Here is a 23,030-nt window from a genome sequence, read left to right on the forward strand (position 1 = left end):
TCATCGGCTTTTTTTAGATTAAAAATTGACATTTAAACCAACAATAAAGCTTCGGGCTTGTGGGTAACGTCCCACGTCGAGACCATTGTTATCCATTCCAATTTCTGGGTCAAAACCTGTATATTTCGTAATGGTAAATAGGTTGTTGGCCGTTGCATAAACACGTACGTTGCCCATCTTAAATTTGTTTGCAATTGATTTTGGTAAGGTATAGCCTAATGTAACATTACGAATGCGGAGGTAGGAACCATTTTCGATGTAAAAATCTGACGCATTGAAATTGCCATTTGCATCTGAAGTGGAGATGATCGGCACTTTACCATTTGGATTTTCTGGAGACCAGGCGTCCAAAATGCCCGTTAACTTATTGTAAGAAGGTCCACTCGCACTATACGTTGTTCTTTTGATAGCGTTGAAAAGCTTGTTGCCTTGAACGCCCTGAGCAAAAATATTAAAATCAAAATCCTTATAATTCGCATTAAAGCTCAATCCATAGGAGAAATCTGGATATGCACTGCCCGCAAAATAACGATCTTCAGGTCCGATTGAACCATTGCCATCGATATCTACAAATTTGAAATCTCCCGCTTTTGCATTAGGCTGAATTTTTTGTCCATTGGCATTTTTGTAATTATCAGCTTCGGCCTGGCTCTGAAAGATACCATCTGTTTTTAGTACATAGTAGCTGTAAAGCGGTTGACCGACGGTAATAGAGAGTGGGGCTAACTCATTTCTGAAATTAGTACCCACAGCAATGGTGTTCAAGCCCGGTGCTAATTCTTCAACCTTGTTATTTAATTTGGTTAAGGTTGCGTTGATGGAATAAGTAAAGTCGGAATTTTTTGAACTATTGTACGTTAATCCCAGCTCAATTCCTCTGTCTTTGACTAAACCCGCGTTGATCGTTTGACTATTTAAACCTGCTGTACCTGGTAGTGATCTGGTCAGGATCATTTTATTTGTTTCCTTAATAAAGTAATCGGCGACTAAGTTAAAATGGTTGAAAATTCCCAAATCTACACCTATATTGGTCTGCTTACTTTCTGCCCAAGTGAGGTTCTTGTTGGCCAAAATCGTTTGTACGTATCCTTTTTGTAAGGTCGGTGTTTGGCCGAAATAACTTTGTGTCGATGCTAGTAGCGGGTTAACAGCTGCAGCTGACAAACTACCGAGATTACCTAAAATACCATAGCTACCGCGTAATTTTAATTGATCTAACCAGGTTGCTGATTTTAAAAACTCTTCTTTACTGATTACCCATCCTGCTGAAGCAGAAGCGTAGTTTTTAAATCTATTTTCTTTTGTCAACATGGATGAACCATCTCGTCTACCAATTAACGATAGTAAATACTTGTCGTTATAACTGTAGTTTGCTCTTAAGAATAGCGATGATATTGCTGTTGAAGCATAGCCACTTTCCGAAGGTTGAATGGTATTCGCATTTGTTAAATAACGGTATTGTTTGGACTCATCGTCAAAACCTGCTCCGGAAGTATATAGATAGGTGTTCTTTGTTTTTTGAAAGGTATAACCACCAGTTAGGTCAAGTTGATGCTTGTCGAAAGAAGTTTTGTAATTTAAAACTTGTTCTGCAAGGATATCATTTGCATCATCAGCTCGTTCAACTAGACTATTGCTCAAAACCGGTTTACCTATTTCAGGACGTCTTGGTGTAAAGCTTTTAAATCGAGCATTCGATTTAGTAATACTTAAATTAGATCTGAATGTTAAGCCTTTTGCCAATTGGATGCTAGCATAAGGATTGACAACAAGGACATTGACCGGATTGTTGATGTCGATGCGCATCAGTTCGGCAACGGGGTTAATGATATCACCGTAATCGCCAGGGAATGGACCCGGTAGACCAGCAAAACTTCCATCTGCATTGTAAGGGGTCCCATTGGTTGGATAATAAATGGCGGAAAGTAAGGCTCCTGTATAGTCACTGCTGGTATTGGCACCATTCCCATTGGTACTGCTATAGGATAAGTTTTCACCAACTTTCAACCAAGGGGTAAGTTGATGTTCTGAATTTATACGGAAATTATAGCGCTGGGTTTTGGTATTCAATACAATACCCTCGGCGTTGCGGTAATTAAAACTCAGGTAAAAGTTAGACTTTTCGCTACCACCATTAATTGCAGCATTGTAATCCTGTAGTGTCGCGTTTCTAAAAACTTCATCCATCCAGTTTGTTTTGGTGACTAAACCTTCAGGGTATTTGGTCGGATCAAAAGCAGGTAGGATAGTTGTTCCACCATTTTGAGCGGCTGTTGCAGCTACTTGTGCACGTTGTTCGGCATTTAAAGGCTGTAATTTTCGCCATGCACTTTGTTGACCTAACTTGGCATCAACGCTAATTTGCATCTGTCCTTTTTTTCCTTTTTTAGTGGTGATCAATACCACACCTCCGGAGGCTCTCGCTCCATAGATCGCTGCCGATGCGTCTTTAAGGACCGAAATGGATTCGATATCGTTTGGATTGAGCTGTGGGGTGCCTAGGAAAATTGAACCGTCAATAACGTAGAGTACACTTTCGCCATTGATACCACCGGCGCCTCTGATATTGATACGTGGCGTTGCAGTTGGGTCACCACCTTCATTCGTAACAATAACACCTGGTGATTTACCGGCCAATACTTCGCCAACACTGTTGACAGATCTAGACGATAATTTGTCAAGTGATACCAAGCTGACAGCACCTGTTAATGTTTCTTTTTTCTGGGTTCCATATCCCACTACAACAACTTCTGATAAGGTCGAACGCTCTTCGCTTAGCGTTACATTTATAACTTCATTTTCACCAACAGAAACATCTTTAGAATGGAATCCGACCATCGAAAAGGAAAGTACGGCTTGCGGTCCTGCTTCGATACGGAATGCACCTTTTATATCTGTTGTGGTCCCAACCTGCGTACCTACTACTTTTACAGAAACACCCGCAATTGCAGCCCCTGTTGTATCTCTTACAAAACCGGTAAGGATTCGGTCTGCCTTGATGTTTGCTTGCGTGTTCAGGATCACATAGTCCTCTTTTTCCACTGCATTGATTCCAAGCTTATTCAAGAGGGAGCGAACGGGTTCAGTTTTAAAGCTGCCGCTTAAGACTGTGTTCCGTTCTTGCAATAGATCGGGATTGTAAACAAAATGAAGGCCCGAAAGACTTTCGATTTTGTGGAGAATCACATCGAGTTTTTCGCCCTTGCTTATTTTGATGTTTACGCTGCTTTTGTCCAAACGTTGGGCCATGCTTGGGGAGGCCATCAATGAACTGCAGAATACTGAAGTAATCGAAAATGCGATGCAGGGATACTTCATGATCCGGTAAAAAGAGAATTCTCTCTTGAATGCAGGTGTTTTCATTTTTTTGTAATAATTAGGTAATGAATTACGCATGGTGACTAAGATGTTTTAGGTAAATTTTTAGACATTATTTGTGGATTTTAAATACTTTATCCTTTTCAATCGTACTGTACTTAAGGTGATGCAGGCTGCAGATAATATCCAGTATTTCTGCTGGATTTTGTGTGCTATTGAATGTGGCTGTTGTTTTTAGAGATCTAAGCGATGTATCCTTTAAGATAATTTCAATGTTGTAGATATATTCCAGTTTTTTTGCGACCTCTTGGAGGTTTGTTCCATCAAATGCTATGGCGACAGCTGTATTTTTTTCTACTACGCTACGCGAAGATTGTGCGGTCTCCTTGCTGTAACGTAGACTTTGGTTTTTGGTTAATATACCCAAGATTTTATCTTGTTGCTGTACCGCAACCTTACCGGTAGCAACGGTGACTTCGACTTGGTCGGAAGCCTGATAGGCTTTTATCCGAAAGGAGGTACCCAATACTTTAACCGCTAGCTTGGATGCAAGCTGTACCTGAAATGGGTGTTGCTCGTCGTGGGCAATATCAAAGAAAGCTTCCCCTTCAGTAAGTGCTATTTCGCGGATATTTCCCCTGAATTTACTTGGATAGCTGATTTTTGAAGATGGTTCCATGATAATTTCCGAACCATCTGCCAATACAATCTTTTTATGTTCACCTGCAAGGGTTGTTGTGACGATCTGCGCAGATGGTGCGATAGGTTGATTATTTACTTTCCAATAAAGAAGTCCTATGGAAGCAATCACTAAAATAGCGGCCGCTATTTTGAATACAGGAGAATACAGCAGGGAAGGTCGTTTACTTTCCTTTTCTGAAATACCGGACTGGATATTGGCCAATAATTGTTCGCGCAAGGCAGCTTTGCGTTCCTGCGGAATTTTTTTTGATGCGTTATCCAGTTGGGCGTACCAATCTTCGACTTGTTTAATCTCGGCGGCGCTGGCCTCTCCATTTAAATATTTTTGCAGTAGCTGCTTTGCTTTTTCTTCCATCATTTGAATACATGTCACTTCAAATGGGAATTGGTACTAGTCGAAAATATTAGGAGTATATTAATTTATTGTTAACACTCAAAAAAATGTAGGAACTGCCTAAGAGAGGCTTTTTTTGAGCAGTTTCATGGCCGAGGTAATTTGATTCTTGACGGTTTGTACCGATACATTCAGCTCGCTCGCAATTTCCTTGATTGATTTTTCTTGCTTGCGGCTCATTGTGACGACCAGTCGCATACGTTCGGGAAGCTGCATCAACGCTTCTTCAACTTTTTGCTGCGCATCTTTTAGGATCAGCAGGTCGTCCGCTGAATCCGCATATTGTTGGTTCATTAAAGTCGCTAGTTCGGCTTTGTGTCCATCTTTAACTGTCGTATTCCGAAAATGGTTGATTACTTTGAATTTTACAGCCCCATGTAGATAGGCTGCAAGGCCACCAGATATGATGACCTGTTCACGGTTTTCCCACAGCGAAATGAAGATTTCCTGGGTAATGTCCTGAGCCACATTTTCGTCACCTATTTTCTTAAAAGCTGCATCAAATATGGCTTCCCAATACAGATTAAAAATCTGTTCCATGGCAAAGTGGTCACCTCGCTTTAATGATGCTATCAATAATTCGCTCACAAGATCAGTTTTAATTGGACAAAGCTAATAACTCAGTATTCCTTTAAAGTTAATAAATCTTAAAGAGTATATTTTGTCTGTTATAAATTAATCTTGGCAATTTGAGCTGAAATTGAGCGGTATATTTTTATTCTTTATACTCCTCGCCCGTAGCAATGTCAATAAAATAGCCCTCGTGCCGATTCTGCTCATTTCTAGGTTGTACCCAACCGTTGGGATTGATGGTCATGTAGCTTTTGTTGCCGATTCGTTGTTTTGTCTTATTGTTGTATAAAGTATAGCGGCCATCTTTATACTCCTGTAATGCGAAGATTTGTCGTTTACCATCTAAGGTTTCAATATGTTCGAAATCGGGGTTTATATCCCAAGTCTTTGCACTTGAATTCCATAGTCCTTTTGTAGGTTCCAGATCACCTCGTTTTACATCAATTAAATAAAGATCTTCTGATGAATCGACGTATTTTATTTTTCCGGTTTTCCAATTCTTTTCCATGGCATTCGAGGTGAGTAACATGTGTTTGTCTGGCCAGACCAAATTACCCACCTGATCCAGGATATAGAAATTCGGGGCTTTGATGGTGTCCAATAAGTTGCCATCTTTATCTATATATAACCAATCATAAGCCCAGATCGCATGATCGTAGTTAAATCTGCCCAGAATAAAATAGGGCGAATTAGTCACCGAATAAACTAAGGATATTTCTTTTAGAAAGGCAATCTGTGTCGCATTGGCTTGTCTAATTTGTTTTGGAAAAGCTTTGTCGTATTGTGGAAAGGCATATATACTCCCTGTATTATTGTCCTTTAGTAGTTTTGGGATTGTTGGGCTGTAGCGCTCCTGATTGATGGAATCGAGCTGTATGGTCTCATTTTTCCAAAGAAGGTCTATTTTGTCAATGCCCGTCAAAGCGGATAAAACCGGTTTTTTGCTTTTGATATCAAGGATAGCAAAACTGTTTGTTGATGCTGGAATATAACGTCCGTTTTCCAAGGGCATTTCAATGTGTTCTTCTATTTGCTTAAGTTTTTGATCTTTTAGCAGATATAGGTTCCCGTTGAGAATCATATGCTTGTTGTCTAAGGGGTAAGTTGCAAGGTTATACTCGTTCTCATCGTAAGGAATATCTTTTTTCAGCAAGACCTGATTACTTTCCAATACCCGTATTTCAAGCTTAACATAAGTAGCTGTTTTCTTGATATAACTGCTTAGGATATTCCAGTCCCATTTCCAGAAGGGCAATTTCTTTTCATATTCCTGACGTTTCATTACGAGAGTCAGCTGTTCGAGGTCTAAGAGCTGTAAATCTACGTCGGAATAATGTTCGATAAATTCACCTTTGCTGTTAATGATCCCCGTTTGATCCTTTTCATTGGCTACCAGTGCGTATCCTGTGGACGTGAAAGGCTGAGCCCAATGGAACTCTTGGGATAGCTTCTTATGGAATGCGCTGTCGACATAGACAAACTGCTTGTTTTTGGTTTGATAGGGAATCCACTTAACCCGGTCATTTTTTGTGATTATGGCGGATTCCTGTGCACATGCTGTGATACATAGCATAGCTGTTATACTTAGCAATAATGATTTGATCATTCTTTTTTTTCTATAAATTGGACCTACTTGTTTGCAGCTCGCATGTTATTGCAATTGCTCTCGTTGATCGAGCCCGAATGCGAATCGTACACGCGCTGAAACGCGTTGGTTTCGAAGCTAAAGTAGTGGAAAACAAGCTTTAGAAAAATAGCCGATTTCAGTGATTATCGTGGCGGCAATCAGGGGTGATTTAGTGTAATGAAAGTGAAATGGAATACCGTATATTGTAAGTTATAGCCTGTTGGCGTGTAATATTGACCGCTGATTGGACAGATGATATCGGGAAGGAGCAGCGCTAATTTTGGGGTTGAGCCGATTAGTGTGATCACTTTTTAGTAACCGGCACCAAAATAACCTCCCCTTTGTTGGTTTGGTACCAGTATTTGTTGCCCCGGTCATCTTCGAAATCATGGTTTACTCGCGACTTGTCAACCTTTCTGAAGCTTTTTACATCAGGGCCATTGAATATTTTATTTCCAATGAAAATGTGGTTCGCGTCTTTTGCTACAGCGAACTTGAGAACCTCGAAGGTTTTCGGATCTGCTTCGGCAAATAATTGTTGCTCGTAATAGACATGATTTTTGTCGCGCGACCAAAGGACTTTTCCATTTGCCCCTTCCAATAGCTCGAAACTTTCGGCATCGACCGCTGCATATTCAAATTGCTTACCCGAGATAATCACCAATTGGTCAATGATTACTGTCTTATCATTAAGGAATTTTATGTTGTTTGATGAAGGAAGTTCGATCTCCAGTATACCGATGTTTTGATAAGGCTCGTAGTAGAGCAGTATTCGGTCATTCAGTAGTAGATAGGCTATATTGAGAGCCTTAACGTTCTCTGTTTTATAGTGGAGCGGAAGAATCGCTTTGTCTGTTACTACGAAAAGCTGATTTTTATCTTTTACAAAATTACTGTTAACTACGTTGAATGAAGCATAGTCGACGTTCAGCGGTTGATACCTATAAAAGTAATGTGCTTTATCTTTAGCTAGTGCTGGAAGTTGATGATATAATGTTGTATAAGTTGCAGGATCTGCTCTTTCGATAATGGTGAGCTGATTTTGGCTACACGTTGAAGTTGCCGAAGCAAAACCTTCAAACTTGAATACATGCTCCTGATCGATTGGAATGTTGTTTTTCAGTTGAAATGTCTTTACATCGACCAGCTCTTGCGGGCATCCCATAAAATAGACGTGATCTTTATCGCGGGCATAGACCTCTTTGATCACAGCAAAACTTGCCAGATCGGCAACCATCTTTCTCGAACCTCGTTCAAAGCCGTTTCCGCCCGGTATAAAATAAATCGCACCGCTCTTTTTGTAGTAATCTTCAGACAAAGGACTCACTTGCTCTTTGCAGGAAAAGAGCAGACCTATCAAAGCACTTATTATTCCCATTTTTAAGATATTTTTCATACTCGCCAACGTTATACTTTATCGCAATTATTGCTTATTCATTGATGTAACGCACCGCAAAATCGATCCAGTCTGTAATAGATTCATCCAGATAGATATCGGGCTGTATACCTATATTGTCAATCGGATATTGCGGTAAACGGGTAGATCGGTAGGTTGGCAAAAGGAGCTGGTAGTTGTCGCAACCAAATTTGAACTCACGTATAGAGCCATAGTCAAGGGCGCCCATACTCGGGGTTCCCATGATTTTTACTTTTTTGCTCTGGCGGGAACTGAATAAAAAATTCTCCGCTGAACTGGCTACATTTCTATTGGCTAGGATAATGACCTGTTGCGGACTTTTTTTATTAAGGACAATCGTATCTATGATCACCTTCTCGTCACCATACAGTACAAATTTTCCGATATTCTCCCTGTATTCCCGCAGATCTTCGTCAATTCTTTTTACTTCATTCAGAGAATCCTGCTTGATATTCTTGATGGCATAATCACGCAACCCATTGACTAAGGTCTGTGTCGCAAAAAACTCAACACTCATAATCCGGATCGGGTTAGTTAAGATATAGGGCAATAGGGGCTGGTATACATCGTCCGTTCCACCGCCGTTGTTTCGTACATCTATAATAAGTCCTTTACTGCTTTCGATCTTTTCTTTGTTTTTTTCGATCAGCTCTTTGAAAGGGGCTATGTTTTCGTACCCGAAGCTTGAGATCTTAATATAAAATATATCGGGACTGATCGATTTTGAACTTATTTCCTCTTCTGGTTCTGCCTTTGGGGTTTCGGTACTTGTCTGTGGAGCATTTTTCTTTTTGGAAAGATCAGCTAAGACAATGTGTTCATCCTGGAAGAAGTCAAGATATTCCTGCAAAAGTCGCATACAGCTCCCATTTGAAACCAGCAAGCTTTTCTTCGTCAATATATTTTTTTTAGCTTGATACAGGTCCTTATTCTGCTTGGTTTTTTCTGGAAAACCAGGGTACTCGCTCTCTATTTTTACAATTAATTGCTTAAGTGCCTGTGAGCAGTTGCAGGTGGTTTGACCATATATTGGTCGAACAAAGAAAACAAGACAAAAGATGAGGAATAATTTGGTATTGGTCATGGATATGGTTGTTAAAATTAATGCAATTTAAGAAATAGCGTATTTTCTGATGCTTAAAAATTGAATAGCCTAAAAATAGTAGAAATATATAATTGATTCGTGAGTTGTTTACAATTCGTAGCATATATTTATAATTTGTAAAAGCCGGAAATAAATGGTCGTGTGTCTATGTACAGGCCCGTATCCTTTATTTAAAACTTTAATGATAAATAATATTTTGATTTGGTTTTGTTTATTTATATATTTGTATATATAAACTATATTTATGTATTCTATTTTGTTTTTCTTTTAATGGGAAAACAAAGTGTTTTCTCTGTCTATATTGCCAGCGACGGGGAAACACTTTTTCGCTAAATGAATGATTTGAATACATGTTGATTTAAATGCTGGTATTTCCTGAAAAGCCAAGGGGCGAACGTCTATATGTAGTAATGTGTTACCCCCTCTTTAGTCTCCTTGGTTGTAATACTGTTTTTTTTACAATAAAGTATTGATTATTTGCAATAATGATCTGTAACAGTCTGATCTGTTGGAGTAATTTATTGTGCCAAATTTTTAATCTTAAATCATTTAGTATGGAAATTAATAGCCAATTAATTATCGATCGGCTTTCTCAGCGTATGGATCTCGATCGTGCCTATCTTTTTAAATATCAGTTTCTCGGTCAGGAGCATTATCATTTGCTTCTCGCACTCAAGCATGTGAGCGGGCTTTCACCGAAGGTATTAAAGCCTATCGTGGAGTTATGTTTAATGGATCAGAAGAATATTTCCTTTGAGCTGGTGCCAATTGCTGAAATGCTCAGTAAAGTCAAAGTGGGCAGCCTGTATTATTCCTATGCCTCCCTACCTGAAAATACCGTTCATCAGGCTGGTAACAAAAAGAACCCACCCCTTCAAGCGAAAGAGCTAAAAAGTGTTCTAGAAATAGCTGATGAATATTACCAGAAGCTCTTGCCTATTTCAGCGGGATTCCTACAGGGGGCTGAAACATTTGGTCAGCAGGGGAACTATCAAAGGGCTGTATTTATGTTACATCAAAGTATGGAAAACCATTTGCGTTTTTTACAGCTAATGATTGACGGAAAAGCCAATAATGTACATCATGTTAGCAACAGAATTAAAAGCCTCAATGAACATTTTTCCATGTTAAGGGAGTCCCTTGTCGGAAAGGATGAGGAAGAAAAGAAACGTTTTAGATTATTGGACAGTGCCTTTGATGCGGTGAAACAAAATAAGGACCTCGAAATTTCCGCCTTTGATGCCTCCTGGCTTTATGAGCATTGCAAGTTTGTTCTTCATACGATTGAACAGCTGTACTTGAGTTTTATGGAAGGCCTTAAAACCGGCTATGAAAAATTGTTGGCAATAGTGGAACAAAAAGTCGCAAATAAAAACGTCGAAGTTGCAGTAGGTAATCTGGCGGCGAAGGAGACTACATTATCGAATGCCGCGGCCTCGCAGTTTCATGCATTTCCTTGGCCGGATCGGTATGAGGCAGATATACTTCATGTGCTGGCTCAGATTCGTCAGGAGAATAATCCCGAACAAATGATGCTGCTCAATTATTACGTCAGCGATGCGCATGGAAAAGGACTTTTTCATTTTCCTGCAGTGGAAAATGAAAAGGCAGAAATCTACCTTGTCGTAATAAAAAAGAAAATAGGTCACTGTCACTTTCGAAAAATCGTTTATGGTCGAGTTACTGCAGTTGTAGCTTTTATGAGCACAGATTTCCTGGCAACAAAACTGGATCTGGGCAGCCGTTTCTCCCATACTATCTGGAATGAATCTGTTGTTGTTTACCGTCGTCCGAGTTATAAACCAACATATCCCGTTTCTCCGATCAATTGGCATGATACATTGTTTAAGACATCCATTTCATGGACACGCAATTCAAAACTCATGCAGGATCTGCTAGGTGTATTTGCTTTTGAAGGACTTGCTAGTTCACAATTGGCTGTATTATTTTTAAATCAATTGACTTCAATTGGACTATACAGTTATCTCTACCTACGAATTGGGTATGCCCCGATGAATGTGACTATAGCCGATCTGGTGGACTGGACCTGTATCTGTGATAAAAAGGTGAAGGAATTTTTTACAGCCAGAGGGGATGTGGAAGAAATATTGAATGCAGAGTTATTAAAACAGATGAAAGGGCGGATCTATGAGCTTCCTTCACAATTAGCTCAGCTTGATATGGATTACTTTAGGTCAAAAGCAAAAGAAATTACAGATTTCTTTGTCGATCTCTGTGATCAGAGCATACGGTATATGGAGCTGAAATCGGAGGCTAAATTAAACGAAGTGATATGATAGGAATTGGCTTTAACTGCATTACGACGGATGCTAAGATCCATTCAGTCGAAAAAATACTTCCAAAAAGAAATTCTAGTGAACCTCTTGTAATTCCTTGGGAAGATGGATTTATAGGGAGAATGACTCCGCGCTACCTGAGCAAATATTATGCTGATGATGAGATTCCATTTATGGAACGAGAGAATATTGTTATTCAGGTCCGACCGTATCCACCGAAATATGAACTTAAGTTAAAAAAGTTCTCGGGTACTACGGTTAAAGTCGAGCTGACTACGGAACACCTCAGCATTAATTGTTCTTGTAGCGACGATGTAGCAGGGCTTTGCGTACACGAAGCAACCCTGTTATCGAATAAATTACTGGATAGTTGCCCAAATTATTTAAAGGGCCTATATCGGGCTGAAATCAACAATTTGCCACCATGGAAGAAAAAGATCGTGCCATTTAAGGTCTGTGAGAACTATTCTTATGCGGAGTTAACTGTAGAAATGAATAATGAATATGGACGATTTTATCGTTTAGCTACTAATGATTATGAGAATGGACTTCGTCTGCCTGCACGTAACTTGGAAGGATATCTCGATTTAAAGCGAAACGATGAAGTATGTTTTTTTGTTACAATAAATTTTTCCGCTTTTGGTCTGCCTGTTTTTTTTCCTTTTCATTATAAATTTAAACGCTCTCGTTCCTTTTCGCACTCTTATCTATTGGACGAAAGTAACTTGAAGATGTCTTTAAATTCTTATGATCAGTATCTGGAATTGTTCAGTCGTCGATTTGCCGCCCTCCTTTATGAAGATAAAATACTTCGGGAAGAGAAGAAGGATCTAATCAGTGAAGATATCAACTACTTCGAGCGGAAACAATGGGAAATTATACAGATATGGCGTGATTTACTGGAGGATCCTCCGTTTCCAATTAAATTACGTTTTGCCCAAACATTTAAACGCTATCGATTTGCACATCAGATTAATTTGAAAAATTCGAGCGTGCTGGGTGCCGCTACATTAACTAAAGCACGGGGGAATTTGCAGCTCAAAGTCGAAATTGATGATCAGGATCAATATCTGAAAATGCGAATTTGTCTCTATTACAGAAACCAGCTAATAGATTGTCCTGAGTTTTTGGGGGATGAAAATTGTTTCTTTCTGAAAATATCTAACGAGGAAATTTTATTTATTGATAATCTGACCCAGGCTGGAGTATTGCAAAAGTTTAGACAATGGAAATATAGATTGACTGTCTTTAAAGAGAATTATCATACCTTCTTGAACGATTATCTGATACCCCTATCAAAAATAGCGGAGCTTGTCATCTTAAATAGGCTAGGGGAAAATATGACAATTCCTCAAGTCTTTAAGCCGTTTAAAAAAATAGCTACTATTTCTGTAATTGACCAATTCCTTTGTATAGCGGCTTTTGTCGAATATGAGAAAGAGGGTAGATTTTTGTTGAACTCCAGTAGCAACTTGATTTTAGAGGAGAGACTGAATCAATTGGCGTATTTTGAAAGGAATAAGCTCGAAGAAAAGGTTTTTCAGGAATTTGTTAAAACACAACATCCGATTCTTAAGGAGACAACATTAGAAAATAACTGGTTGATTCCTTTGAAAGAAATTGAAAATACCACTTGGCTATTTGATTTCATGGACAGCTGCTCTCTCAATGAAATTTCGTTAGAAATTGACCATCTTCAGCAAGGTAGCGCATACTATCCTTTCCCTCTAAATTGTATTGTCCGTAACATCCGTCTGGAAAATAATTTATGTTCAATTCTACTGGGGCCGAAATTTGGAAGACAAACAATTTCAATGGATGAATTCGAGGATTTGATTATGGGAACAGATAAAGTTTTTACTCTTACTGATGGGACTTTTGGCATTATACGCCGCGCTGACCGAGAAATCTTTAGGCCACTGTTTTTAGGAGGAAGAAGAGAAGAAGATTGTTTTGTTTTAAATACAATTCAACTTGTGTCTATGCAGAAGGTTTTGGATAAAATAGATAAAAAAATTATTCAGGACAGTATTCGGGAACGTCGTGAAAAACTCGCAGCTTTGGATGAAATCCCTCTTTTGGAAATCCCTAGAAGCTTAAAAGCGCAATTACGACCTTATCAGCAGGTAGGTTTTAGCTGGCTCACTTTTTTGAATGAATTTCAGTGGGGCGGCCTTTTGGCTGATGATATGGGTTTAGGGAAAACATTGCAGATTATAACAGTGCTGGAATACTTTTATCAACAGCATTCTACAGGAAAATCTGCTTTAGTGGTTGTCCCGAACTCTCTTTTGTTCAATTGGGAAAATGAATATAAAAAGTTCGCCCCCTATCGAAAAATAGAAATCTATCATGGGAAACACCGGGAAGCATTTATTTTTGAAGAGGAAGGCACTGTAGTTCTTACGACATATGGAACGATGTTGACTGATGCGGCGTATTTAACCAGTTTAGACTTTAGCTATCTGATTATGGACGAATCCCAAGCCGTCAAGAACCGTAATTCGAAGCGTTTTGAGGTGCTGTCAATGGTTAAGGCCGATTACCGTGTAGCGATGACAGGAACGCCAGTTGAAAACGGTATACAAGATATTTATGCGCAAATGTCTTTAGTTAATCCTGGTTTCTTTGGAGATTATCGAAATTTTAACAAGGCATATAAGGGTGTCAAAGAGGTAGATATGGTTCAAGAGACGACTTCTAGCCTCCAAAAGATGATCCAACCTTTTATTCTTCGGCGTACAAAAAAACAGGTTGCTTTGGACCTTCCTGAAAAGACCGAAACAATTCTCTATATGGATATGCTTCCAGAGCAAAGGAAAATATACGATAAGGTCAGAAAAATATTCAAGGGAGAGATTGAAAATAATCTGAATAGCGCTGATTCCACGAAATCCAAATTTTTAGCGATCGAGGCGCTGCAAAAACTACGGCAGCTTTGCAACTCCCCCATTCTGATGAAAGATGGCGGCTTCGGTCATGAATCTATTAAATTGGATTTTATTGATGAGATCATGGATGAAGTAGCTCCAAATCATAAGATTCTTCTCTTTTCGGCGTATACTTCCATGCTTAAGCTGGTGGCTCAACGAATCGAAAATAAGGGAATAGCTTATGTCTACCTTGATGGTAAGATGAATCAAGATCAGCGGCAAAATGCGGTCGAAAGATTTCAGAACGAGGACGAATGCCGTGTGTTTCTCATTAGCCTTAAAGCGGGAGGAACCGGCTTAAATCTAACGGCTGCCGACTATGTCTATATTTTGGATCCCTGGTGGAATCCTGCTGCCGAAGCACAGGCGATAGATCGTTGTTATCGAATAGGGCAAGAAAAGCATGTGATGGCTTATAAGATTGTTTGTCGGGATTCCGTTGAGGAGCACATCTTAGCCCTTCAAGAAAGTAAAAAACGAATATCCGAAGGACTGATTTTAGATGAGGCTAATCTAATGAAATCGATCAGTAAAGATGAGCTGCTTAAACTATTTGAATAACCAATTGTACACTATAATGATCAAAAAAGTATCTCCACAAAAAGCATCCTATAGGGGAATGATGTTTTCGCACGATTTTCAACTATGGTACACCTATCTAAAACGGAGAATAGAAAAGGGCTGGAGACCTGAAGAACTGTCGTTCTTGGTTGGTAGACCTGATCATGCATATTTAGACTTTGAAAAAATGTATCAGGTACGAAGTTTTTTGACCCAGGAATCGATCTTGCTGGATCGAATATACATGAGCTCATGCATTGAACCGATGGAATTCCATCGCGAAAGATATGAAGTTACCGAAGAACGTCTCGTCCGTCTTCATATTGAAGAGGACGAGGTCAGGTGGCATTATTCTATCGAAATTCCTTGGCAGTTTGTCTCGCAAAAAAAGTCTTCAATTGCATTGCAATTTGAGGAATGGAAAGCTGAAAAAGATGTCCAGCTTGAATCGGATGCGATGTTACATGTGCGCCAAAAGATTGAAGGGCTATTGGATCTGGAATTCTTTGGGCATGGTGCAGCTCCTTGGCAACTGTTTCGGAAAGTTAAGGAAACGGGACAGGTTCATCTCCAGATTTATCCAAGGCATTTGAAAAATGTGCTGTATGGACTCATTCAGCAAAACAGGTTGGTCGTCAGAAATGTAGAAGGAAGGTATTCTTTTTATCCGGTTGATAGAAAGGAGGAGCATGCAAAATTTAATTAATGATATTGGCAGAGAGAGATTTCGCGCAGAATTTTCCATGTACTATGCGGGTATTATTTATCTCCTGATATTAAATCGGATCAGCTGCGGTTTTACCCGTGAAGAAATGGCTTTCTTAATGGGACAAGAGCAAACCTATGTTAAGGAAATGGAAGAACTTAAAATTCCGGCCGGAAATCTTGAAGTTATGGTGCATCTCAGTTGGGTATTTAATCGTAGGGGTATAGATATCAGTAGATTTGACAATAAATCTAGCTATCAGTTTGAGTTGACGATTTGGGAAGAAAAGGCTATTCGATACTATCAAATGGAATATTTTATCAATTCCGTTGAAACCATGACTTTTTTTCAATTAATGGAGGAAATCAGGGTAGAAGATTCAGCCCAAGCTGAACAGTTCGCATGCGATTGCATGGTAGTGGAAATCGTTTTGGGTAAGCTTATCGAGATGGATTATTTTAAGAAATATAGAACACCGCTTGAACTATGGCGTTATGCGGAAAAGTATCTGGGAGAAAAAATTTGCATAAAAAGCTTGATGCATGAAATTGGCGTGTTCGTAGGAAAGAAAGGGAGTGCACCGCTGCGGAAAACTAAAGCCAAGAGTTTTGGCTTCCGCTATATCGCACATAAATAAAAAATATTAAAAAATATGGAAGATATAATTGGAGTACCTTTAAAGGTACCACGAAATTTTCGGTTAATATGTGAGCTTTTTGGTATCGCTGTACCAGCTTTTATCCAATTGTTTTTGGATCATTACTCTTTTATAGATCAAAATTTTAAAGATAATTCAAGCTATAATATTGTGACTAGGGCTATACGTTTTATCAACGATAAAATTCCTAAAGACCATAATCGTTTGAAGATCGAATTCAAAGATAATGACAGGGATGTTGGGATAAAATTATTGCGACGTCAGGTAAAATTAGCAGTCAATAGAAATTATAGTACCGGCGAACGCAGAAATAGAGGGCGTATTATTACTGCGCAGCTTTATGATCTTTTTGCTAAAAAGGTAATGCTTAAAGATCGAATTTATTTAGATGAAAACATATACTTTAAATTGAGTAAGGATTTTCTGCTGACTTGCATTATGAATTCCGTTCATCCATCGCATTATATCAATACCATGATGCTGCAGGCATCAACACCTGATTTTTTAGCAGCAATGCACCTCGATAAAGCGACTTATAATCCAGTTTTGGGATTTATTCATCGTGTCCTTGACGGTTATGGCGGCCTTATTGATTGGGAATATCGTAATACATCTTTTTTTAAACGATTTATAATGGATTTGCAGGAACTCAATAAACGATATTTTTTCTATCGGGATCTTGATCAAAGAGTTGCACTTTATCACGTCTGGCTAGATAATCTTTTGGAAACTAAGGAGGACTAATTTGAGTTATAAACAACCTTTGGAAAGTTTGGGAAACAACCTGTCTTTTGATGAAGATGGCGTAATCTTACAGCGGTTAAATAGAGGTAACTAGGATAAAAAAAATGATGACTTCTTAAATTAAATAAATAATGGAAACATTCGAAAATATTAAATTGACAACAGCATTTAAACAGTTCTGCGATCTGTTCAATTTCACACCGGAAGAAGTTGTACAGGAATTTATTGATAAAATTGACATTGCAGAGTATATGTGTGATCCAATACAACCCAATCGCTGGGCTAATCTATTTGCGATGGAATATTTGATCCAATATACACAGTCCGAAAACAGTATTGTTGAATATAGGGAATTTGCAGAAGAGTGGGTGAAAATGATGGAGACTGGTGGAGATGATCTGATCGGAAATACAAGACTACTGTTGGATGCCTGGCACAAAAAAGTTTTAGAGGATCGTATTCATAGTATTATGAAAGAAGATGAAGGGGACGATATAGCGTAACTTTATGTTAAGTTTGATCAACCTTGTAAAATACGACGATCAAAATGTTTAAACCTAACTCGTCATTAATTGGCTAACGATAGTGATTATAACATGCAATCAAAATGAATTGCTATATTTAATCATGCATGCAAAACCTGAACAACGAAAAACATCATTAGTACCAGTATTATGTAAAGTTTTTATTGGTACTATTGGTGTTTTTGCTATTTTGACAGCTTGTTTCTATCATAATCAACTTGACGTTGACGGCAACTTGACAATAGGATTTCCCTGGACATTTTATAGGGAAGGAAGCGGCTATAGCCCAGATCTTAATGAGCAGGTTGGATACCATGAATTTGAACCTCTAAAATTGATCGGCAATATTCTTTTTTCTGCTACTTTATATCTTCTGATTTTATTGATTTATAGCTTTGTTAGCAGGAATCTTAGGAAATAAATCTTAGGTATATTGTTATCCTTTTGTTAAGCTTTCATGACATGCTAACTCGGTTTAGTTAAAAACTGTTAATGTTTTATTGACCCTGCCTTCATATAGCATTTGTAATCTTGTAACCATAAATCAAATGCGCTACTTATGAAATTTAAAGCCAACAATGTCTTTTGGTTGTTATGTGCCATTGCAGCGAGCTCACCCGCTGTTCAAGCCAAATCGTTCACACTAACCACGTCCCAATTTACGCATGTACAGGGGATGGTCAAAGGCCGTGTCGTCGACGCCCAAGGAAATGCTGTCGCCGGAGCAACTGTTCAAAATTTGAAAAGTAAAAAATCTGTTCAGTCTGACGAAAAAGGAAATTTTCAGATCGAAGCCGAAATGGGCGATAACCTGAGTATTTCCTTTATTGGGTATAGCAGACTTGTGCAAGCTGTTACCCAATCCAATGGGCAGATATTTTCCCTACAGACTGATGAGAACACACTGGAAGAGGTGACCATCTCTATCGGATATCAGCGGATCAGAAAGTCGGATGTCACTGGAGCTATTGCCAGTGTTAAGGCCGAGGAACTCAATTTGAGCGCACCAAAATTATCCCAGGCGTTGGTTGGTAAAGTAGCAGGTGTACAGGTGATGCAAACAAGTGGTGCTCCATACGATGGGACCAAAATGCGTGTTCGCGGAATGGGATCGATCAATGCTGGTTCGGATCCATTGTACGTTATTGATGGTTATCCAGCAGGGAACAATCTCAATATTAACCCCAATGATATTGAGTCTATCGATGTTTTAAAGGATGCCGCTTCTGCTGCGATCTATGGGTCCCGTGGTGCTGGTGGTGTTGTATTGATTACAACCAAGCGTGGCAAGGAAGGTAAAAGTAATGTGGACTACGAAGTATTGGGGGGCTTTGGTCAGCTTTCCAAGAAAATCGATGTTTTAAATTCGGAACAGTTTATTGATCTCTTGATTGATGGCCGTAACAATTCCTATAAAGACCTTCTGGCTACGAAAGGGATCGCTTGGAGCGATAGTAGACGCTTTGATGATAATACAACGCGTATCGCCAATGTCGGAAATGCCGGTTCAGTAAGTATTCCTGAAGACTACTATGACTTTGCGTCCGGTACAGCAAAAAAAGCGAAATATGATACGGATTGGCAGGATGCCTTATACCGTAATGCTCCTTTCCAACGTCATAATCTCTCTACGTATGGCGGTAACGAAAAAAATCGCTATTTCCTAAGTGGATCTTATCAGAATCAACAAGGGATCATGCTGGGGACGGATCAAAAAGTCTTTAATTTTCGTGCCAATATCGATAGCAAAGTAAGCAAGAGGTTGACCGTTGGCGCAAATGTTTCGTTTACATATAACGACAATAACGAGGTGACGACAGGCCGTTACGACAGAAGTCCGTCTATGGCGGCTTTAATCTATCTGCCGACACTGCCGGTTTATAATGAAGATGGAACCTATGCCAAATACCTGATGGCCGATCTTTCGGCGAATAATTACGGTATCCAGAACCCTGAAAATCCACTGGCTTATGTTACTGAGATTAAAAACAACCGTCGCGGAAAAAGAGGAGTATACAACGCCTTTGCAGATTTTTCCATTATGGATGGCCTAAATCTAAAAGTAAACGGTGGACTGTCTACTTATGACGAAAAGTATGATTATTTCCGTCCGACAAGTATATCCGATGGAAACAACAAACCGTTTTCACCGCAGGCAATTTCTGCTGCCTATGCAGATGCCAAGACAAAAAATGAATTGGACAAATTGCTGGAAACAACGCTAAACTATAACAAGACCTTTGGTGGTAAACATCAGGTATCTGCGTTATTGGGCTATTCGGCTCAACGAACAGATTATGATTATCAAGGTGTGAGAGCCAACGGTTTTAATAATAATGCAATTGGAGAAATTACAGATAAAGGAGCCGATCCTTCTAATTTCCAATTGCTAAAAGACGATACGTTCAAACGTACGACAACGCTCCAGTCTTATTTCAGCCGCGTAAATTACAGCTTCGATTCGAAATATTTCCTTTCGGCATCCATTCGTACTGACGGTTCGTCACGCTTTGGACCGAACAGTAAATGGGGAACTTTCCCATCGGTTTCAGCCGGCTGGACCCTCTCCAAGGAAGAGTTTTATACGGATTGGTTAGGGCAACAATCGACAGTCAAACTAAGAGCGAGCTGGGGACGTAGTGGAAATAATAATATTGGTGATTACAATGCGATATCCGTGATCAACTCACCAGCGGGTGTGATCCTTGGGGATAAAGTAGAGACCTCTTATACAGCAGGCAATCTACTCGATCCAAAATTGAGCTGGGAAACAACTTCGCAATATAACGCTGGTCTTGATCTCGGTTTGTTGAAAGGCCGCCTCAACATTATGACCAACTTTTACCTGAGCCGTTCCTTCAATTTATTATTCAACCAGCCACTCTCCGCTGTATCTGGATCAACAACGATCTTGACCAATCTGCCAAATTCGAAGGTGCAGAATAAAGGTTTTGATCTACAGATTGATGCAACACTGATTCGCAAAAATGAATTTGAATTAGGATTCAGTGGGAATATCAATGTCAACAGAAATAAAGTGCTCGATCTTGGTGGGGCTTCTACCATCCTGACGAATGGTGCTGAACGCTCCTACTTAACGCATATTACACAAGAAGGAAGTCCAATTGGTATGTTCTATGGTTTTAAAGTTCTGGGTGTTGCAACAGAGGAAAACTATAAAACTGTCGCACCTTCAGCGGCTTCAACAACCCCGCTACAACCTGGAGACCTTTATTTTGAAGATGTAGATGGCAATGGTATCGTCAATGATGCCGATAAACGTGTGATCGGCAATCCGCATCCTAATTTCACTTATGGCTTTGCCGTCAACGCACGCTATAAGGCATTTGATCTACGGGCATCATTTAATGGCTCCCAAGGGAATAAAGTGCTGGATGGCTATGATTATTACCTCTACAATATGGAAGGTTCCGGTAACCAATATGCGGATGTCGCACAACGCTACCGTTCGGCTCAAAATCCGGGAAATGGTAAAGTCTACCGTGCATCACGTGGCGGTACGCAAAGTAACAGTACACGTCTTTCCGATTTTTATCTGCAGGACGGTTCATTCTTGCGTATGACAAATATTGCCTTGGGTTATAATCTTCCCAAAAGTCTAGCGGAAAAACTAACACTTTCTGGGGTAAGGGTCTACGCGACCGTGGACAATCCATTTACGATTTCTAAATACAAAGGCTACAATCCGGAACCGGATTATAATCAACGCGGCAACCTGACTCCAGGTGTGGATTATGGGCTTTATCCATTGGTGAGATCATATAACCTTGGTGTGAAAGTAACGTTCTAATAGCAGGATCGAGGAGCTGTTGTGCGTAGGAATATCAAGGAAAGTCCCGTGTTAATAGCTCCAGTATTGTAAAAATAGTCCTACAGACTGCTCTTTGCAGTTCCGTGGGCTGATGAAAAATAAAAAAATAACAGGATGAAAAAAAGATATATATTACCCTTTGTTTTGTTGGCATTGTCTTCATGTACCAAAGATTTTTTAAATCAGAAAAATCCCAACGCCGTTACGATCGATGATTACTTCAAGTCGGAAAATGATGTGCTCTTGGCGGTTAACGGTCTTTACCAGTCCCTTCGTTCGGGAAGTACGATCGGAGAATCCAGTACATTGTATAATGAGGAACGTTCGGATAATAGTGGACGTAATGATAACCAATCCAACGCCGGGGAGCCATTCCAATTCAATGACTTTTCGTTGCTGCCAAGTAATACCTATCTAAAGACGCATTGGTCGGCTATGTATGCGGCAATCAGCCGCTGTAATGTGGTTCTGTCACATGTCGACGATGTAACCTTTACAAGTGCAGAATTAAAAGGACGTTATATTGCGGAAGCGAAATTCGTTCGTGCATTATTATATTTCCATATGGTGCGTAAATTCGGAGATATTCCATTATCTACGGTACAGGTGACCAGTAAAGAGCAAGCAAATGAATTAGCTTTTCGGCAAAAAGAGTCGGTTGTGTACGAACAGATCATTAAGGATTTGACAGAGGCATTGTCCAGCAATCTTCCCAATACGCAGAAAGATTACGTCATTGGCAGAGCATCTAAATCGGCTATTAATGCAATTTTGGGACAAGTATACTTAACGTTGGGAGCAACGCAGACGTCGGGGAGTGCAGAAAATTTTGCGAAGGCAGAACAGTACCTTAATGCGGCCTACCAAATGCGAACTTTTGGTAAACTGAACGAAATCCCCTATGCGGATGTTTTCGATGTGACCAAGAAAAATAGCTGTAAAGAACTTGTTTTTCAGATTCAGTACAAACAAGGTGACCAAAACTATAGCTCGAGTATTGCCCGTAATTACCAGGCGAGAGGGGAGACCATCAACTCACGCTATAACTCTACAGGTGCTGGCGAAGTTGCGAAACTAGATTTGATTAAAGATTACGAGCAAGACGATATCCGAAAAGGCTTCTCGGTAAAGTTTGCCGCCAATACGCAAGTTAACGATTGGTTTGTAACCAAATTTAGAGATAACAGTGACGCTGCCGGTACCAATGGTTGGGGTGGAAATGACTGGATCTTGATCCGTTACGCAGATGTGATGCTGTTGTTGGCAGAAGCAAAATATCACTTGGGTAAAGATGCGGAAGCTATCGCGCTTTTGGATCAGGTACGTGAACGTGCTGGATTGCCTTCGTATGCTACTTCAATGCTAAATACTACCTATCGCAGTAAATATCCAACCTTAAAGGAGGCCATATTGCATGAACGCCGTGTAGAACTGGCATTTGAAAACCAACGTTGGTTTGATTTGATCCGTAATTATAATGCACAAGAACTGGTGACTTATTTCAAAACGAAGAGCCAGGCTGATTATGGAAATGCTAAAATCTCCAATATCTCGACAAAAGATCGATATTATCCAATTCCTTTTGATGAATATAAGCTGGATCCGACACGTATGTATCAAAACCCTGGTTATTAATCTG

15 protein-coding genes are annotated in these 23,030 nt (G+C 39.6%); 9 read left to right on the top strand and 6 right to left on the bottom strand.

Annotation, left to right across the window (positions count from 1 at the left end; all coding sequences use genetic code 11):
• Nucleotides 1-18: 18 nt before the first annotated feature.
• The 6 genes from K2F45_RS03615 to K2F45_RS03640 form a co-directional block, all read right to left on the bottom strand.
• Nucleotides 19-3,363: a SusC/RagA family TonB-linked outer membrane protein gene (locus K2F45_RS03615; protein WP_237241960.1), complete on the bottom strand. Its 3,345-nt coding sequence runs from the start codon at nt 3,361-3,363 to the stop codon at nt 19-21.
• 67 nt (nt 3,364-3,430) lie between these two features.
• A complete protein-coding gene (locus tag K2F45_RS03620; RefSeq protein WP_248933016.1) occupies nt 3,431-4,378 on the bottom strand; it encodes a FecR family protein in 948 nt (315 codons plus the stop codon).
• A gap of 96 nt (nt 4,379-4,474) precedes the next feature.
• Nucleotides 4,475-5,002 (bottom strand): RNA polymerase sigma-70 factor, encoded by a 528-nt coding sequence (locus tag K2F45_RS03625; RefSeq protein ID WP_075991001.1) that lies wholly within the window; start codon nt 5,000-5,002, stop codon nt 4,475-4,477.
• 127 nt (nt 5,003-5,129) lie between these two features.
• Entirely contained in the window at nt 5,130-6,593 is a 1,464-nt protein-coding gene (locus K2F45_RS03630; protein ID WP_083663481.1) for a hypothetical protein, read from the bottom strand.
• 325 nt (nt 6,594-6,918) lie between these two features.
• Complete coding sequence (locus tag K2F45_RS03635; protein ID WP_075991002.1) at nt 6,919-8,010, bottom strand: DKNYY domain-containing protein; 1,092 nt, start codon at nt 8,008-8,010, stop codon at nt 6,919-6,921.
• Nucleotides 8,011-8,044: 34 nt separating this feature from the next.
• Complete coding sequence (locus K2F45_RS03640) at nt 8,045-9,115, bottom strand: S41 family peptidase (protein ID WP_075991003.1); 1,071 nt, start codon at nt 9,113-9,115, stop codon at nt 8,045-8,047.
• Between the two features lie 575 nt (nt 9,116-9,690).
• On the opposite strand from K2F45_RS03640, the gene K2F45_RS03645 reads away from it, so the two are divergent.
• The 9 genes from K2F45_RS03645 to K2F45_RS03685 all read left to right on the top strand — a co-directional run bounded on the left by K2F45_RS03645 (nt 9,691) and on the right by K2F45_RS03685 (nt 23,026).
• Nucleotides 9,691-11,433, top strand: coding sequence for a hypothetical protein (locus tag K2F45_RS03645; RefSeq protein WP_075991004.1), 1,743 nt, complete (start codon nt 9,691-9,693; stop codon nt 11,431-11,433).
• Nucleotides 11,430-14,927, top strand: coding sequence for a DEAD/DEAH box helicase (locus K2F45_RS03650; protein WP_248933017.1), 3,498 nt, complete (start codon nt 11,430-11,432; stop codon nt 14,925-14,927). The genes K2F45_RS03645 and K2F45_RS03650 overlap by 4 nt, the downstream gene beginning before the upstream one ends.
• Before the next feature lie 16 nt (nt 14,928-14,943).
• Nucleotides 14,944-15,633 (top strand): hypothetical protein, encoded by a 690-nt coding sequence (locus K2F45_RS03655; protein ID WP_248933018.1) that lies wholly within the window; start codon nt 14,944-14,946, stop codon nt 15,631-15,633.
• Nucleotides 15,617-16,270: a hypothetical protein gene (locus tag K2F45_RS03660; RefSeq protein ID WP_075991007.1), complete on the top strand. Its 654-nt coding sequence runs from the start codon at nt 15,617-15,619 to the stop codon at nt 16,268-16,270. Before K2F45_RS03655 ends, K2F45_RS03660 begins: the two co-directional genes overlap by 17 nt.
• Before the next feature lie 15 nt (nt 16,271-16,285).
• Nucleotides 16,286-17,035 carry a hypothetical protein gene (locus tag K2F45_RS03665; RefSeq protein WP_075991008.1) on the top strand — a complete coding sequence of 250 codons (750 nt, stop codon included), beginning with the start codon at nt 16,286-16,288 and terminating at the stop codon, nt 17,033-17,035.
• Between the two features lie 131 nt (nt 17,036-17,166).
• Nucleotides 17,167-17,538 (top strand): hypothetical protein, encoded by a 372-nt coding sequence (locus tag K2F45_RS03670; RefSeq protein ID WP_075991009.1) that lies wholly within the window; start codon nt 17,167-17,169, stop codon nt 17,536-17,538.
• A gap of 124 nt (nt 17,539-17,662) precedes the next feature.
• Entirely contained in the window at nt 17,663-17,980 is a 318-nt protein-coding gene (locus K2F45_RS03675; protein ID WP_075991010.1) for a hypothetical protein, read from the top strand.
• 138 nt (nt 17,981-18,118) lie between these two features.
• Nucleotides 18,119-21,370, top strand: a complete 3,252-nt coding sequence (locus tag K2F45_RS03680; RefSeq protein WP_075991011.1) for a SusC/RagA family TonB-linked outer membrane protein — start codon at nt 18,119-18,121, stop codon at nt 21,368-21,370.
• Between the two features lie 135 nt (nt 21,371-21,505).
• The gene (locus K2F45_RS03685) at nt 21,506-23,026 is read left to right on the top strand and encodes a RagB/SusD family nutrient uptake outer membrane protein (protein ID WP_075991012.1); all 1,521 of its coding nucleotides are present in this window, start codon (nt 21,506-21,508) and stop codon (nt 23,024-23,026) included.
• The last annotated feature ends 4 nt before the right edge of the window (nt 23,027-23,030 follow it).

Source organism: Sphingobacterium siyangense (assembly GCF_023277505.1).
GTDB classification, from domain to species: domain Bacteria; phylum Bacteroidota; class Bacteroidia; order Sphingobacteriales; family Sphingobacteriaceae; genus Sphingobacterium; species Sphingobacterium siyangense.